This is a genomic window from Bacillus sp. LQ01 (assembly GCF_057624735.1).
Window position 1 is genome coordinate 1,462,903 of sequence record NZ_JBYEZL010000001.1, and the last position, 16,405, is coordinate 1,479,307.

A 16,405-nucleotide genomic window follows, 5' to 3' on the forward strand; every position below is an offset into this window, starting at 1 on the left:
AATATAAATTGAAAGATTATATATTAAAACAGTGTGATTATCATGCTTGGGCTAATACTAGATTATTCAATCGATTAAAAGAGTTACCAAACTATGAGACAATTTTTAATGAGCAGATACAGAGTGTATTCCCATCCATTAAGGATACTTTTGTGCATATTTATATTACAGATCAAGTGTGGTTACATATATTGCATGGTAAAAGTATGAATGAAGCAATACAAGACCGAGAAGATTTACGAAAACAAATTGAAACTAAATCGTTACATGAATTAGAAAAAATGTTTGAAAACATGGCAAATCAATATAAAGAGTTTTTAATTACAATACAAGATGTGAATGCTGTATTTGTTATTGAGAATCCATACGTAGGGAAATTAGAAACTTCGATTTTAGAATTAGTGCAACATGTCGTAAATCATGGTACATATCATAGAGGAAATATAACAGCGATGATTCGTCAACTTGGTCATTCATCGACAATGATGGATTTTGTACTGTATTTACATATGGTTAAAAAGCAGGGAGAGTAATATAGTTTGTAAGAAGGAGAGGCTTTAATTATAGAAGTCTCTCCTTCTATTTTATTCTGCATTCATGGTAGATCGACTGATTAAAGTTTTCTTAAGAAGCTTTATTTTCTTGTAATTGCTTAGCGTATTGTACAGCCTTATATGCATTGACTCTACCGTTTTTCCAGTACGTACCTGTACCACTAATTTTATCAGTAGTAGACTCAATAATTTGGCGGATTTGTGTATTGCTATATCCTTGATTTGCTAAAAGAGCTGCGACTCCTGCAACATGAGGTGTTGCCATAGATGTACCACTTAATGATTGATACGTGCTTCCTTTATATGTTGAATATATATTTGAACCTGGTGCTGCAACATCTACCCAGCTACCATAAGTAGAGAATGAAGATTTTCTATCTGATTGATCTGTAGAAGCAACTGCAATTACTTCGCTGTAATAAGCAGGGTAATTAGCTTTTGTATTTCCAGCATTTCCAGCAGCTGCAACTATAACAGACCCTTTATTCCATGCATATTGAACGGCTTGTTGTAATGCAGTACCACCATTTGGAGCTCCTAAGCTTAAACTAATTACTTTTGCACCCGAATCAGCAGCTTCTCGAATACCTTGCGCTACAGCATCAAGAGTACCACTTCCTTGATTATCTAATACGCGGACAGCATAAATTGAAGTTTGTGGGGCAACACCAGCAATTCCGACGCTGTTATTCGTAAGTGCTCCAGTAATTCCAGCGCAATGTGTACCATGACCATTACCATCATCAGATGTATTGTCGTTATCAACATAATCATGCCCATAAATTACTTTCGAAGCCAGATCAGGGTGTGAGCCTTGAACTCCTGTATCAATAATAGCTACTTTTACACCAGGATCACTTCGTTGGCTATCCCAAGCTTGTGGAGCTTGAATCTTTTGTAACCCGTATTGATTATTAAAATATGGGTCGTTTGGAGTCCAAAAGGCGTGAACGTAATAATTCGGTTCTGCATATTCCACATCTGGATTATTTTTATAGCTCTTTATTTTTTCTTTTACAGTACCTTTTGAAAATTGTACGACTTCAAAACCTAACTTATCATCTTTAGATAAGACATTAGCTCCGACAGATTTATGAAAAGATTGCACATTACTTAAAGATGCATTTTGTTTGAACTTAACGATTAATTGGTTAGGAACATAATCAGTAGATGATGCTTCAGCGCTTGAAGTATTCGTGTTAAAGAAGAAACCACCAATAATAAATGACAAAACAGATAGGAAAACGATGATTTTGTTTTTCAAAAGATTTTTCCTCCCTTTTCTTGGATGAGTTTTTCAGTGACACCTTAATGTCGCATTCCTTTTCAACTATATAGTTAGACCATACGATTTATGACATTTATGTGAAAAACTTTTGAAGGAATAAAAAGGAGTAAATATTGATATAAATATATTTTTAATGATAGTAATTAAGTAAAAGAGGGGATGAAAAAAGGAACGCTCATCATGTATGAGTCATTCCTTTTTTCATAGATTAACTTGCCTGTTTTTTATTATTTTCTTTCAATTTCTCTGCTTGTAAAAAGCGATTCGTTTCAGCAACAACAATACTACTTAATCCAATTAGACCAATCAAGTTTGGAATTGCCATAAGTCCATTTGCAATATCAGCAAATGTCCATACGATTCCTAGCTTTAAATTAGCACCAATTGCAATCATAACAATAAAGATTGCTTTATAATATTTAACTGCACTTTCTCCGAATAAATAAGCTACACATTTTTCTCCATAATACGACCAGCCTAAAATAGTAGAGTAGGCAAATAAAATAATTGCGATACCGAGAATCATACTACCAGCAGTACCAAATACAGATTGGAATGCAAGTGTTGTAGCTTCAACGCCAGTTTTACCAGATTTCCAAGCACCTGTAGTAATTAATACTAGTCCTGTAATTGTACATACAATAAACGTATCTAGAAAAGTACCAGTCATTGAAACTAAAGCTTGCTTTGCAGGCGAATCAGTTTTTGCCGCCGCGGCGGCAATAGGTGCACTTCCTAAACCAGCTTCGTTCGCAAATACACCACGCGCCATTCCGATTTGGATAGCTGATGCAACTGTTGCCCCAATAAAACCACCAGCAGCTGCTGTACCATTAAATGCACCAGAAAAAATAAGTGAAAATGCTTCTGGAATTTGGTCGTAGTGATAGAAAATAATTATAAGACCAGCAATTATATAAAAGAAAGCTTTAATAGGAACGACATATCCCGTCACTTTCCCAATTTTTTTTACACCGCCTAAAATAACAATTGCGATTAAAAATGACATTACTATACCAGTTAAAGCAGGAGGGAAAGAGAAATTAATTCGCATTGCCTCTGCAACTGAGTTAGATTGCACCATATTACCAATACCGAAAGAAGCAGTTGTGCCGAATATAGCGAATAATACTGCCAGCCATTTCTTACCTAAACCACGCTCTAAATAATACATTGGTCCACCTGAATATTCACCATTTTCATTACTAACACGGTATTTCACTGCAAGTATTGCCTCGGCATACTTTGTTGCCATACCGAATAAAGCGGTAATCCACATCCAAAATATTGCACCAGGACCACCAATTGTAACAGCTGTTGCAACACCGGCTATATTTCCCATACCAATCGTTGCGGCCATAGCTGTCATAAGTGCTTGGAAGTGACTAATATCTCCAGAAGAAGAGGTATCTTCTGATTTTTTAAATGCTAGTTTGTGAGCGTATAATAGTTTACTAAACTGTAAACCTTTTAAACGCACTGTGAGAATGATACCTGTTCCAACGAGTAGCAACAAAGTTGGTAATCCCCACACGTATTGATTCAGTTGTTCTAATACTTTACTTACTGTCTCCATCTTTATTCTCCTTTTTTAGAAAAAATAAAAACCACTTCAAGTAAATGAAATGGTCTCTGGAGAAACAAGGGATAGAAAAATAAACCGATACAATCGGCTTTTTCTTTCGCTTGTCTCTGTCCTTTTACCTGAGAGATTATCCGCTGTAGTAGCGGATTTGCTCCTTCGGTGCTCGTTTTCCTCCGCGCTCTATGAAAGCGAGAGGGAGTCTCTCCAGAGATTCGTCCCCATGCAGTTCTACTTGTAACCAAGACCTGAGAGTTTCAAAGCTGGTATAACAACTTTTTGCCCCGTCGGTAGATCAATAGACCTTCTCCTGAATGGTTCATCCGAATTATAAAATTTATAAACACATTGATTGTAAATCAATAAAAACATTATAGACATACAAATTGTGAATTGCAATCATTTTTTATTTTAAAATAGTAAATAGTTTTATTTTTTTGTAAGTCCTAATTTATCTTCAACTTCATTTAAAGTAGATAAAGCGATGACAATATGTTGATCCGCAAGTCCTAAAGCTTGTTTTGTTTTTTCAATAGTTTCATCGGTTGGAGTAGAGTTATTTGCTCCGTCTATAATTAAATTTGCTGCATTTTTCATGAAATTTGATGCGGATTTAAACTGAGTTGTGAACTGAAGTAGTTGTTTTTGTATATCTATATCTGTTATGTTTTCTTCAATTTTAAGCGTGTCTATTTCGTTCATAATTGTTTCGTACTGCTTGGAAACAGCACTCATTGTAACTAATAGTTTATTTCGATCTACTGAATCTCCATTCGTGTTAATCTCTTCCCAGGCAGGTAACCAATCTTTTTCGATGATGTCATTATAATGAGTAGTCAATTCATTAATTTTAGGTTGTAATTTAGTTTTGAAAGTTTTTGTCTCCGCTGTTTCTACAGTTGCTTTTTCGTGGTTATTTTTAACATTAGTAACGTAGAAAATTGTACCAAAAATGATGAAAATAGAAATAACAACTGTCCATTTAGTAAAAAGTAATTTCTGCAATATGTAACGCCTCCAAAATTTAAAAACTTATAATTATAATATATAATAATAATGTTGTTTTAAGTAGAGAAAATAGGTTAGAAATAATTAAAATTATTTCTTCTCTATACATAAATAATTAAAGTTAGTAAAATGATGAAAGTTATATGTGAGAAAAGAGGGTTTTTAGTGAAAATGAATAGAAGAAAACTAGTTTCAAGTATTTCAATGGCTATGTTATTAGTTGGTGTAATTGCATTCATATTTATGAATAAAGAATCTAAAATTAAAGGTTTTCCAGTACCAATGTCAGCAATTCATATTAACGATGATAAGGAAGAGGACTATCAATATATAAGTGTAATGCCGATTACAAAGGCGAGTGGATGGGAGAACTTAGGGGAAAACGGGCATACTGTTAGTTTTAAAAAAGGGGAGCGGAAGGTAACAGTAGTACATTATCCAGGAGACATTACGTATTATTTATTTGAGAAAAAGATGAATAAGGGAGATTAGCTAAAGATGTAATTCATTAAGAGTTACATCTTTTTTTATTCTGAATCATTTGAAATTAAATTCGATAGATGTTTTGATAGATGTAGTGATAGATGTAGTGATAAATATGATTAGTTCTATATGTCTATAAAGAGTATTAGGGTGATTATAAAAATATTATGTGAACTAATTATTGTGAGAAGAAGATAAATTATATGCTAAAGGGGGAATTAAAAATGCTACTAAAAACAATCTACTGTAAGGTGGAAGAAGAGAAAAAGGAATTGTTTTCAAATGCGCAAGGAAAATGGCGTGATATACGGCACCTAGATGGGTTTCATGGACAATTTGGTGGATGGTATGAAGATGAGGCATGTGTATTTACTTTATGGGAAGATAGAAGTGCATATCAATCATTTATGAATGGTGCTCACGATACAATTTATTTAAATAGTAATCAAGAGGATACGTTTCTTTCATGTGAAATTGAATTATTTCAAACGTTGTATGATATAACTGATACGCATTTGAAAGACGTTGTTACAGAAGGATCATTCGTAAGAGTTGCTATATGTGATGTAAAGATGGAAAAGGAAAATCATTTTTTACATAAGCAAGAAACAATTTGGAATAAAGGAATGGAAAAAGCAAAAGGAATGTTAGGTGGAGTAGTTGGGAAGTCTTTAAAAAATAAAAATCGTTACATAGTGTTAACGTATTGGAAAGATGAAAAGACGCATCAACATTATGTGGAAGAGATTTTCCCAGGTTTATATAAATTAGCTAATATTCATGAAGAGATAGAAGAGATAAAAGGAAAACAAGCTGTATGTAAGGAAGAATGGCTTGTATATTAAACGCTGAAAAAGTGCATAAATGAATGTATAATAAAGATATTTTCTTATAAACAAGTAATTAATAGAAGACGTTATATACCCTTTCATGTTAATATATTTAAGTTATAATAGGAGGCTTACCCTTTTGTATTGTACGGTAGAAGCAGTGTGAGCTTGAAATTTTTTTAGAAAAGGATGTGCCTAATTTGCGTATCAATAAATTTATTAGTGAAGCTGGAAAAGCGTCTCGACGTGGAGCGGATAAACTAATTAATGAGAGAAGAGTAATTATTAACGGTAAGGTTGCAAAAATTGGTGACCAAGTGAACCCAGGTGATGATGTACGAGTAAATGGAGAGCAGCTTCGAATTGCTCGAGATCACGTATATATCGCTTTAAATAAACCAGTAGGTATTACATGTACGAGTGAAAAATCAGTAAAAGGTAATATTATTGATTTAGTGAATCATCCTTTACGAATTAGTCACATTGGACGTCTTGATAAAGACTCTGACGGTTTAATTTTGTTAACGAATGATGGCGATATTGTTAATGAGATTTTACGTGCTGAAAACAAACATGAGAAAGAATATATCGTTTCAGTAGATAAGCCAATTACACCTGATTTCTTAGAGAAAATGGCAGCGGGTGTTAAAATTTTAGGAACAAAAACGCTTCCTTGTGAGATTACACAGTTATCAAAATATGAGTTCCAAATTATTTTAACACAAGGGCTAAATCGTCAAATTCGCCGTATGTGTGAAGCTTTAGGTTATCAAGTATACACGTTAAAACGTACGAGAATTATGAATATTGAATTGAATAATTTACCAGTTGGGCAGTGGAGAGATTTAACGAAGAAAGAGAAAAGACGTCTATTTGCAGACTTAAATTACGAACCACAAGATTGGTAAAATTGTGAAGTGAAACCAAAAAAAATTGGTTTCACTTTTTTAAATTAAATAAATAATTTTTTTAAACACTTGCAAAAATAAAATGAATAAGATATATTAAATAACAATAAATGGATGTTTTACAAAAAGCAAAGAAAAGGACACGAGTTATTTTACCCGGTTATACAGAGAAGGAAGGAAAGCTGAGAACTTCCTAACGCAGAAAAATAACTTACCACCTTAGAGCTGCACTAGGGAAATGAAGTATCTAGTGCCGTGTATGCGACGTTATCGCAAAAGAAGCCATTATGTTTTTTGTGATGGGAATCTGGGTGGAACCACGGATATAAGCATATTCGTCCCTATATTTAGGGATGAATATGCTTTTTTGCATTCAATTTCATAATAAGCGAAGAAAAGGACACGAGTTATTTTACCCGGTTATACAGAGAAGGAAGGAAAGCTGAGAACTTCCTAACGTAGAAAAATAACTTACCACCTTAGAGCTGCACTAGGGAAATGAAGTATCTAGTGCCGTGTAAACGACGTTACCGTAAATGAAGCCATTGTATATTTACAATGGGAATCTGGGTGGAACCACGGGTAAAAGCACGCTCGTCCCTATTTTAGGGATGAGTGTGCTTTTTATTATGAAATGGAGAGATGAAAAATGAAAGAACAAATGATTGAAATTAAATTTCCAGATGGTAGCGTTAAAGAATTTGTAAATGGAGTTACTTTAGAAGAAATTGCTGGATCCATTAGCAGTAGTTTGAAAAAGAAAGCAGTCGCGGGGAAAGTAAATGATGGATTATATGATTTACGCCGAAATATTGAAGAAAATGCGGAAGTGGAAATCATTACTATAGATTCAAATGAAGGGGTAGAAATTGCAAGACACTCCGCGGCACATATTTTAGCGCAAGCTGTAAAAAGATTGTATGGTGATATAAATCTTGGAGTAGGACCTGTTATTGAAAATGGATTTTATTATGATATGGATCTTCCAAGTAGTGTAAACATAGAAGATTTACGAAAAATCGAAAAAGAAATGAAAAAGATCATAAATGAAAATATAAAGATAGAACGAGTTGAGGTTTCTCGAGAAGAAGCAGCTAAACTGTTTCAAGAAATGAACGACCGCTTGAAATTAGAACTTTTAGAAGCAATTCCTAGTGGGGAAAGTGTAACACTATATAAACAAGGTGAATTTGTAGATTTATGTAGAGGACCACATTTACCATCTACAGGTTATTTGAAAGCATTTCAATTAACTCACGTTTCCGGTGCATATTGGCGAGGTGATAGTAATAACCAAGTGCTTCAGCGCATATATGGTGTTGCATTCTCTTCTCAAAAAGAATTAGAAGAGTATTTACATTTCGTTGAAGAAGCAGCAAAAAGAAATCATCGTAAGTTAGGCAGTGAGCTTGAGTTATTTATGTTTTCTGAAGAGGCTCCGGGAATGCCGTTTTATTTACCGAAAGGACAAATGATTCGTAACGAATTGGAAGCATTTTTAAGAGAAATTCAAAAAGAGTATAAGTATCAAGAAGTACGCACTCCGTTCATGATGAACCAAGAAGTATGGGAGAGATCAGGGCACTGGGGACATTATAAAGATAATATGTATTTCTCTGAAGTAGATAATAAAAGTTTTGCATTAAAACCGATGAACTGCCCAGGGCACATGCTTATGTTTAAAAATAAATTGCATTCTTATCGTGAATTACCGATTCGTATGTGTGAATTTGGTCAAGTACATCGTCATGAATTTAGTGGTGCGTTAAACGGATTATTAAGAGTACGTACTTTCTGCCAAGATGATGCACATTTATTTGTAACTCCAAAACAAATTGAAGATGAAATTAAATCAGTAATGGCGCAAATTGATTACGTATATAAAACTTTTGGATTCGAATATGAAGTAGAGCTTTCTACTCGTCCAGAAGATTCAATGGGTGATGATAAATTATGGGAGCAAGCAGAAGCGGCATTAGAAAATGTATTACAATCGCTAAATTATAAATATAGACTAAATGAAGGTGACGGTGCATTTTACGGGCCGAAAATTGATTTTCATATTAAAGATGCTTTAAATAGAAGCCACCAGTGCGGAACAATCCAGCTTGATTTCCAAATGCCAGAGAAATTTGATTTAAATTATATAGATGAAAATAATGAAAAGAAAAGACCAGTTGTTATTCACAGGGCAGTTTTAGGGTCATTAGATCGCTTCTTAGCAATATTAATTGAGCACTTTGGAGGTGCGTTCCCGGCATGGGTGGCACCAGTTCAAGTGAAAGTAATTCCAGTTTCAAATGCAGTACATGAACAATATGCCAATGAGATTGCACATAAATTAGCACAAGCTGGAGTTCGTGTTGAACAAGATGCACGAGATGAAAAATTAGGATATAAAATAAGAGAAGCACAAATGCAAAAAGTACCGTATGTTCTTGTTATTGGTGATAAGGAAATGGAAAACGGAGCTGTAAATGTACGTAAATATGGGGAAGAGAAGTCAGAAGTTATTGCGCTAGACGTATTTGTGGCAACTATTGAAGAGGAAATAAAGAATAGAAAATATTGATTGTAAAGAAAACACACTATTAGCAATTAGTGTGTTTTCTTTTTTATCTTACAAAAATGTAAGGTAAATGTAAGCGAAATCGAGGGAACGAGTTGTAGAAAAATGAGAATATGAAGTAGGAAAAAGGTTCATGTTACAGGTGTAACTCTTCTTGAATGAATAATTAAAAAATTCTTAAGAATTCACATGACAAAATAATAAGAAATATGTGAGAAATTAATTTTATACAAAAGGGATGGAGTGAAAGAGATGTCAACAAATGTAGTTACTGTAGAAAGTGTAGAAAAAACGTATGGGAAAAGAAATGAGAATCAGTCAAAAGCATTAAGGGGTGTATCGTTAAGTATTAAAGAAGGAGAATTTGTCGGGATCATGGGACCTTCTGGGTCTGGAAAAACGACTTTACTTAATGTGATAAGTACACTTGACCAAGCGACAGGTGGTAGTGTGACGATAGCTGGTACAAATATTACTTCTATGAAGGGCAATGCGTTATCTGATTTTCGCTCTCAAAAATTAGGTTTCATTTTTCAAGATTTTAATCTTCTAGAAAACTTATCAATTTATGAAAATATAGCTTTACCACTTTCTTTGCAAGGCGTACCGTCAAGTGAGATTACTGGAAAGGTAAATGACGTTGCGAAGAAATTAGGCATCACCGAAATTTTAACAAAATATCCGACGGCTGTTTCTGGAGGACAAAAGCAAAGAACAGCGGCGGCAAGAGCTTTAGTACATAATCCAGCAATTGTATTAGCAGATGAACCGACAGGTGCGCTTGATAGTAAAAACGCAAAAAGTTTATTAGAAGCGATGCAAGATTTACATGAAAATCACAATGTAAGTATTTTGATGGTTACACACGATGCATTTAGTGCAAGTTATTGTGAGCGTATTTTATTTATTCAAGATGGTCTTCTTTATAAAGAATTAAACCGTCAAGGTACTCGAGAGAATTTCTATCAAGACATTTTAGGTGTGCTCGCTCATATGGGCTCAGCTGCTGAGTCTAAGTAGGGGGTGAAACTATGTTATTTAAATTATCACGTCATAGTATGAAAAAGATGTTAAAAGATTATATGGTTTTACTTATTGGCCTCGTTATTAGTATTAGTATTTTCTACATGTTCCAAACGATGGCGATGAATAGTGAATTTACAAAAGATAATAGTCTAATTAGTAGTATAAGGCTCGTCTTTTGGGTAGGTGCAATACTATTATCTTTCATTACTGTATTTTATATTATATATGCCAACTCTTTCTTGCTCACATTAAGAAGAAAAGAACTCGGTATGTACATGATGCTTGGTGCAAAAAAGAAAAAAGTAGCACAGTTATTATTTATTGAAACATTCGGTATGGGTATTGTCAGTATTATTATCGGTATTTTAGTAGGGATGTTACTTGCAAGTGTAGCAGGAAACTTTTTAATGAATGGAATGGAAATTTCAGCAAAAGGTAGTTATGCATCTGTATACACACCAGCAATTTTAGTCACAGTTATTTTCTTCTTAATACTATTTTTCATTACTGGCTTAATGAACAGTGTCCGCTTGTTACGTAAAACTGAATTAGAGTTAATTCGTGAAGATGAAACACTAGATGAAGTGAAGAAAAGTAAAACTCGCATTATAATAATGACAGTACTTGGTGTATTACTAGTAAGTACAGGGTACTATTTTATGATCAATGTAAAAATATATGCTGAATTAGGTTTTATTATAGCAACCATCGTTACAACACTTGGAACATATTTTATCTTTAGTTCATTACTTCCATTTTTTGTGATGAAAATTAAGGGGAATAAAAAACGAAATGAAACTGGTCTAAATAGTTTTACATATGCACAGCTACGCTTTCGAGTAAATAGTTTATCGAGAGTATTAGGTACTGTAGCAATGTTAATTGCATTAGGCGCAGGTGCGATGACGGCAGGTATGGCGTTCCAAAAAAATGTAGGTATTATGACAGACTTTTCTCGTGTATATGATGTTGTAATTCATGATCCGAATGATCAAGATAAAGCTGCCTTGAAAGAAATGGAAATTGTTGAAGAAAGCAAGTACAAATATAAAGTAGATGGAGAAGCGGTTTATTATTTACGTAACGACTTAACTGCGAAACCGCCACTTGTTTCAGACCATTTTGATACAAAAACTTTAAAAGAGCCTGTTCGCAAACGTGTGACTGAACCTTTAACTGAACCTGTATATTCAGCTTTAGAGGCTCCTGAATTAGCAAAATTCCCTCATATGCCAAAGGATTGGGAAGACGCAGTTGTAAGAGAGATACAAATTACGCATAATCAATTTAGCGGAAAACCAGTAAGAATTGCAGACGAAGAGCATTATAAAGGGATTCAAGGAACAGAACATACTGTAACATTAGCAAAAGTAGATGATATGAAAAAATATAAACCGTTATTGATCGAAATAGACAAGAGACAAAAAGCACAAATTGAAAAAGCAACAGGTGAAAAGGTAGACTTATTTACGAAAATGACAATTTATCAGTTTATGAACAGCTTCATGAGCGGAACAATGTTTATGGGATTTTTCCTCGGAATTGCGTTTTTAGCAATGATGGCAAGTTCCCTTATGTTCAAAATATTAACAGGTGCTTCTCGCGACGTACGCCGTTATGAAATGTTACGAAAAATTGGTGTGAGACGCAGTATGTTAACGAAAAGTATATATAAAGAAATTTCATATTTATTTATCTTCCCAGCGATCATTGGCATTTCCCACGTATTAGTAGGGCTTAACTTATTCAGCTTTATATTAGTTGACCCGTTTGTAAAAGTATGGGTGCCAATAGGAATCTTCTTAGTCATTTATTTCATGTATTACTGGATAACTGTTCAACTTTATAAAGGTATGGTAATGCCGAAAGAAGAGGTAGCTAAATAGTTTATGAAAAGAGTCCTTGTGTTGAAAGCAAGGGCTCTTTTCTATGTGTTTTTATAAAAATGTGTATGCGAGATGTTTTCAAATCTTTCTGTAATGAATATAACTTGTTAGACGTAATTCGTTATAACGTTGGATTATCACATTCTCAAACTGTCTTATTAGAAAAGGATTAAAAAAATCCATTGCCTACTAAGGTGATTGAAATGAAGCTACCGTTTTATTGCCTTATGGGGAAATATGACTATAACACTTCATTCCATGCAGCAAAAACATATTTTGATAAGATAGAAGCAGATCAAAAACAATTTATTACTTTTGAGAAATCAGCTCATTATCCACAATTTGAAGAGAAAGAAAAATTCTATAAGTGGATGTGCGATACATTCATAAAATAAAGTATATCCGAACTTTAGAGAATTGAAATAGTTAGCGAGATGTATAAAGATTTTTAGATGCATAGTATTACATAGTATTAACTGAAGCGAAATTAAATAAAAAGACTCTTGATAAAAAATAAGAGTCTTAAGTACAACCAACTATGAATGACTTTTCTTTTTATAAAGAGATACAAAAATAAAAAAAGATAGCTGAAGACAAATTGTTTTCAGCTATCTTTTTTCGTTTAAAGTGGAGGTAAATCAATCTTACCTTCTTCAAATAATTCTTTTATCATATGCTTCGTATAACCAGCGGCTTGACCAAATGTGATTTTTGCTGGCATTGGTGCTTCGTTAGCATCTACAACTACATCAATAATACACGGTTTATTTTGTTTTACTGCATTTTCGAAAGCGGGAAGGAGTTCATCTAAATTCTCAACACGGTATCCAATACCTCCACACGCCTCTGCATATTTTGCAAAATCAGGGTTCGTTAAATCTGTTTCGAATTCGATATTACCCATGACTTCTTGCTCGAATTTAATCATCGCAATTTTATTATTGTTTAATACGACGACAACGATTGGTAATTTATATTTTACAGCTGTTACGAAGTCATTCATCGTCATTCCAAATCCGCCATCACCACAAACTGCAAATACTTGTTTATCCGGGAATGCAATTTTTCCAGCAAGAGCACCAGGTAAACCGCAACCAAGTGTTGCGAGCCAGCTAGAAATGACAAATTGCTGGTTTGTCATACGGAAGTGTCTTGCGGTCCATACTGTTACATTTCCAACATCGACTGATAGAATTGCGTCATCATGTGCTACTTGCTGCAGAGCATGCATAACGCGTTGTGGTTTAATTGGAATGGAAGAGTCTTCTTCTTGATCGTGTAATTTATCTTCCCACTTTTTCATCATTTCTTGGTGCTGTTCTAAGAAGGAATGATCTGTGTGTTCTTCAACATTTTCAATTAACCATCGTAATGTTTTATCAGCATCACCAGCTAAACCAATATCTGTCGCATAACGTTTCCCAATTTGGGCAGGATCTGTATCGATATGAATTGTTTTTGCTTTTTCAGGTAAGAAGCCGGTGAACGGATAAGAAGTACCGACCATAATTAAAGTATCTGCATGCTTCATTGCTTCATAAGAAGGTTTCGTTCCAATTAATCCCAATCCACCAATACAAAGAGGGTGTTCATCAGGAATAATTCCTTTAGCTGGTAATGTAAGTACGATTGGAGCACCAATTTGTTCTGCCAATGCAAGTAAAGATTCTCTCGCATGTTTTGTTCCTTTTCCAGCTAAAATCACAGGCTTTTTCGCTTCATTTATTGCGAGTTTCGCTGCATCTAAATCTTCTTTTTGTGGAAACAACTCAGGCAAAGTAAAAGAAGTATTTGTAACACGGGCACCATTTTTCACTTCAAATTTCGGGACATCATCTGGAATAGTAAGAACGGATACACCTTTTTTCGTATAAGCCATTCGAATTGCTTGATTCACTACGGCAGGTAGTTGCTCTGCTGACATAATACGCTGGTTATAAACCGCAACATCATCAAACATTCTTTCTAAATTTACTTCTTGGAAAAAGTCCGTTCCAAGTAAATCGGTTTCTACTTGACCTGAAATTGCTAGAACAGGGGCTTTATCGAGTTTCGCATCATATAAACCATTTAATAAATGAATAGCACCAGGTCCTGCAATTGCCATACAAACGCCAAGTTTTCCTGTTAATTTCGCATAGGCAGCCGCTGCTAATGCACCAGCTTCTTCATGGCGAACTTGAATGAATTTAATTTTATCTTGTTTTTTTCTTAAAGCTTCAATGATAGAATTAATGGAATCTCCAGGCATACCGTATATGTGCTCTACTCCCCAATCAATTAATAAATCAACTAATGCTTCACCTGCTGTTTTCCCAAACATAATTGTTCCTCCTTATAATAGGTAGATAACATTATGTTTTGAATAAAAAGGAAAAATATACAAGTAAGAAATTTATCTAGTTATTTGTAATCCAAGAATCAGTGTGGGAGGAACAAAAGCTTCACTTTAGCAACTTTAAAGATGACCAGCGAATAAAGTGAACACTGTTATTAGTAAAAAACCACTAGTTGCCCACATTAGAAATGTAAGGAAAGAGAGCTGTTTCTTAGCTTTCCAAAGCATTTCATGAATTGTGACATATCCAAGTGAACCAATAGCACTTCCCATAATGAGGCCTTGCAGGTGAAGAGCTTTTCCTTCCATCAAAATGCCAAAAACTGTGCCAGTACCGAGAATAAGAGAAAGTAATAAAGTCGTTAATAAAAAGGAAATATATTTATGTTTTGTAAAAAGAAATGGAATAATTAAAGCTAATCCTTCTGGAATATGGTGAACGACGATTGCTATTAAAAAGGGAATGGCAGAGTCATTATGATTTATAAAAGCTGTACCTAACGCAAATCCACTCGGTATATTATGAATAAATATAGCGAAAGAGAGAAAAAGAAAGGTTTGCCATGCTTGTTGATCTTTTTTATGTATCATTGGATGGTGACAATAGTTATCTAATAAGCCCATAACTAAAATACCGATAGCTATACCAAGTATAGGTCCAATCATTTCATAGCTTGAAAATGTTTCAGGAATAATTTCAAGTGACAATAACCCAAACAAAATACCGCCACATAATGCGTATAAACGATGCATCTTTTCTTCAATGAGTTGGCGTGTTGCTACTCCAACAGCACCGCCTAATAGTAATCCACCGAACGAAAAAAATGTTACAATCATTGGGATCCATAAACGTTCCATAGTATCACACTCCGATTCTATTCCCTTATTTTTAGCTTACGAAAAGAAAAGTTAGATTAGTCCAAGTAATTGTGTTTGAGTATAGAGAAAAAAGTAGTGATTCGTTATAATCTATATATTAAACTTAAGTGAGGAAATGAAAAGGGGAATTGGTTATGCAACAAATTAAAAAAATAGGAAACTCATTTTGGTATATGACACCTGTTTCTGAAACAGATAGACCTATATTAGGAATGGTTGTTGGAAAAGAAAAAACGTTAATGATCGATGCAGGGAATTCAGAAGAACATGCACAATTATTTTTAGAAATGTTAAAAGAACAAAATGTATCAAATCCTGATTTTGTAGCACTAACGCATTGGCATTGGGATCATATTTTTGGATTATCTGTATTACGGAATGCATTAACTATTTCGCACGCTGAAACGAAAAAAGAAATGCAGACAATAGTATCTTATGAATGGACAGATGAAGCGTTGGATGCACGCGTAAAAGAGGGTACTGAAATTGAATTTTGTGCGGATTGCATCAAGAAAGAGTTTGAAGAAAAAGCGAGAAATATTAACATTATTCCTCCGGCCTTAACGTTCCAGGATCAAATGGAATTAGATCTTGGTGAGGTGACATGCGTGTTAAAACATGTGGGCGGAGATCATGCACATGATTCAGTTGTTATGTACATAAAAGAAGAAAAGATATTATTTTTAGGGGACTGTATATATGCAGATATTTTTTCCTCGAAGTGGAACTATACGACGAAAAGAACGTTTGCATTAATAGATGAATTAGAAAAATTTGATGCTGAGACATATATTCTTTCTCATGGGACAGCTATAAATCGAGAAGAGTTTTTACAAGAAATTCATTTGCTAAAAACAGTAGGAACATATACAGAAGCTCATAAAGGCGATGAAGAGAAGATAAAGGCAGCGTATAAACAAGAGCTAGATAGAGAATTAAATGAAGATGAGTTAGAAACAATAACGTATTTTGTCAATGGTTATGAAATGAATAATCTGTAAGACACTACATTAATCAAATATAATTAAATTGCACAAAAAGAGTATTGAAATTT

Annotated in this window: 13 protein-coding genes, 1 pseudogene, 1 riboswitch and 2 other annotated features; of the genes and pseudogenes, 9 read left to right on the top strand and 5 right to left on the bottom strand. The window is 34.0% G+C overall.

Features of this window, described 5'->3' with window-relative positions; translation table 11 throughout:
- Positions 1-8: 8 nt before the first annotated feature.
- Positions 9-533: a DinB family protein gene (locus AC22L0_RS07705; protein WP_000656270.1), complete on the top strand. Its 525-nt coding sequence runs from the start codon at positions 9-11 to the stop codon at positions 531-533.
- A 91-nt stretch (positions 534-624) separates the two neighbouring features.
- Here the strand turns inward: AC22L0_RS07705 and AC22L0_RS07710 are convergent, their stop codons facing one another.
- The 3 genes from AC22L0_RS07710 to AC22L0_RS07720 form a co-directional block, all read right to left on the bottom strand.
- The gene (locus tag AC22L0_RS07710; protein WP_000790924.1) at positions 625-1,818 is read right to left on the bottom strand and encodes a S8 family peptidase; all 1,194 of its coding nucleotides are present in this window, start codon (positions 1,816-1,818) and stop codon (positions 625-627) included.
- Positions 1,819-2,050: 232 nt separating this feature from the next.
- Positions 2,051-3,418 carry an alanine/glycine:cation symporter family protein gene (locus tag AC22L0_RS07715; protein WP_000451039.1) on the bottom strand — a complete coding sequence of 456 codons (1,368 nt, stop codon included), beginning with the start codon at positions 3,416-3,418 and terminating at the stop codon, positions 2,051-2,053.
- Positions 3,419-3,524: 106 nt separating this feature from the next.
- Positions 3,525-3,645: riboswitch (glycine riboswitch) on the bottom strand.
- 208 nt (positions 3,646-3,853) lie between these two features.
- Positions 3,854-4,429: a hypothetical protein gene (locus AC22L0_RS07720; RefSeq protein WP_001170884.1), complete on the bottom strand. Its 576-nt coding sequence runs from the start codon at positions 4,427-4,429 to the stop codon at positions 3,854-3,856.
- A 132-nt stretch (positions 4,430-4,561) separates the two neighbouring features.
- Here AC22L0_RS07720 and AC22L0_RS07725 point away from each other — a divergent pair, with 132 nt between their 5' ends.
- From AC22L0_RS07725 to AC22L0_RS07755, 7 genes and pseudogenes are all read left to right on the top strand, one after another.
- On the top strand, positions 4,562-4,924 hold the full coding sequence (locus AC22L0_RS07725) for a hypothetical protein (protein ID WP_002061304.1): 363 nt from the start codon (positions 4,562-4,564) through the stop codon (positions 4,922-4,924).
- A 215-nt stretch (positions 4,925-5,139) separates the two neighbouring features.
- Entirely contained in the window at positions 5,140-5,760 is a 621-nt protein-coding gene (locus tag AC22L0_RS07730) for a YdbC family protein (protein WP_000925166.1), read from the top strand.
- A gap of 185 nt (positions 5,761-5,945) precedes the next feature.
- Entirely contained in the window at positions 5,946-6,653 is a 708-nt protein-coding gene (rluF, locus tag AC22L0_RS07735) for a 23S rRNA pseudouridine(2604) synthase RluF (RefSeq protein WP_001222170.1), read from the top strand.
- A 122-nt stretch (positions 6,654-6,775) separates the two neighbouring features.
- Positions 6,776-6,999: a binding site (T-box leader), on the top strand.
- A gap of 36 nt (positions 7,000-7,035) precedes the next feature.
- Positions 7,036-7,258, top strand: a binding site (T-box leader).
- 44 nt (positions 7,259-7,302) lie between these two features.
- Positions 7,303-9,225, top strand: coding sequence for a threonine--tRNA ligase (gene thrS, locus AC22L0_RS07740; RefSeq protein ID WP_000663093.1), 1,923 nt, complete (start codon positions 7,303-7,305; stop codon positions 9,223-9,225).
- 249 nt (positions 9,226-9,474) lie between these two features.
- The gene (locus tag AC22L0_RS07745; protein WP_000106426.1) at positions 9,475-10,242 is read left to right on the top strand and encodes an ABC transporter ATP-binding protein; all 768 of its coding nucleotides are present in this window, start codon (positions 9,475-9,477) and stop codon (positions 10,240-10,242) included.
- An 11-nt stretch (positions 10,243-10,253) separates the two neighbouring features.
- Positions 10,254-12,134 carry an FtsX-like permease family protein gene (locus AC22L0_RS07750; RefSeq protein ID WP_000897869.1) on the top strand — a complete coding sequence of 627 codons (1,881 nt, stop codon included), beginning with the start codon at positions 10,254-10,256 and terminating at the stop codon, positions 12,132-12,134.
- 92 nt (positions 12,135-12,226) lie between these two features.
- Positions 12,227-12,529, top strand: a pseudogene (locus AC22L0_RS07755) (hypothetical protein); the annotation flags it as partial.
- Between the two features lie 227 nt (positions 12,530-12,756).
- Here AC22L0_RS07755 and AC22L0_RS07760 read toward each other — a convergent pair.
- Together AC22L0_RS07760 and AC22L0_RS07765 are read right to left on the bottom strand one after the other, a co-directional pair.
- Entirely contained in the window at positions 12,757-14,457 is a 1,701-nt protein-coding gene (locus AC22L0_RS07760; protein ID WP_000467239.1) for a pyruvate oxidase, read from the bottom strand.
- A gap of 135 nt (positions 14,458-14,592) precedes the next feature.
- Positions 14,593-15,330, bottom strand: coding sequence for a ZIP family metal transporter (locus AC22L0_RS07765; protein WP_000440616.1), 738 nt, complete (start codon positions 15,328-15,330; stop codon positions 14,593-14,595).
- 155 nt (positions 15,331-15,485) lie between these two features.
- Here AC22L0_RS07765 and AC22L0_RS07770 point away from each other — a divergent pair, with 155 nt between their 5' ends.
- Positions 15,486-16,352 carry an MBL fold metallo-hydrolase gene (locus tag AC22L0_RS07770; RefSeq protein ID WP_001184099.1) on the top strand — a complete coding sequence of 289 codons (867 nt, stop codon included), beginning with the start codon at positions 15,486-15,488 and terminating at the stop codon, positions 16,350-16,352.
- Positions 16,353-16,405 lie beyond the last annotated feature (53 nt).

What these genes read in the sequence shown, in the direction of transcription:
- AC22L0_RS07715 (WP_000451039.1), bottom strand. Translation starts at nt 3,418, where the DNA reads ATGGAGACAGTAAGTAAAGTATTAGAACAACTGAATCAATACGTGTGG.
- AC22L0_RS07725 (WP_002061304.1), top strand. Translation starts at nt 4,562, where the DNA reads ATGATGAAAGTTATATGTGAGAAAAGAGGGTTTTTAGTGAAAATGAAT.
- AC22L0_RS07730 (WP_000925166.1), top strand. Translation starts at nt 5,140, where the DNA reads ATGCTACTAAAAACAATCTACTGTAAGGTGGAAGAAGAGAAAAAGGAA.
- thrS (WP_000663093.1), top strand. Translation starts at nt 7,303, where the DNA reads ATGAAAGAACAAATGATTGAAATTAAATTTCCAGATGGTAGCGTTAAA.
- AC22L0_RS07745 (WP_000106426.1), top strand. Translation starts at nt 9,475, where the DNA reads ATGTCAACAAATGTAGTTACTGTAGAAAGTGTAGAAAAAACGTATGGG.
- AC22L0_RS07750 (WP_000897869.1), top strand. Translation starts at nt 10,254, where the DNA reads ATGTTATTTAAATTATCACGTCATAGTATGAAAAAGATGTTAAAAGAT.
- AC22L0_RS07760 (WP_000467239.1), bottom strand. Translation starts at nt 14,457, where the DNA reads ATGTTTGGGAAAACAGCAGGTGAAGCATTAGTTGATTTATTAATTGAT.
- AC22L0_RS07765 (WP_000440616.1), bottom strand. Translation starts at nt 15,330, where the DNA reads ATGGAACGTTTATGGATCCCAATGATTGTAACATTTTTTTCGTTCGGT.
- AC22L0_RS07770 (WP_001184099.1), top strand. Translation starts at nt 15,486, where the DNA reads ATGCAACAAATTAAAAAAATAGGAAACTCATTTTGGTATATGACACCT.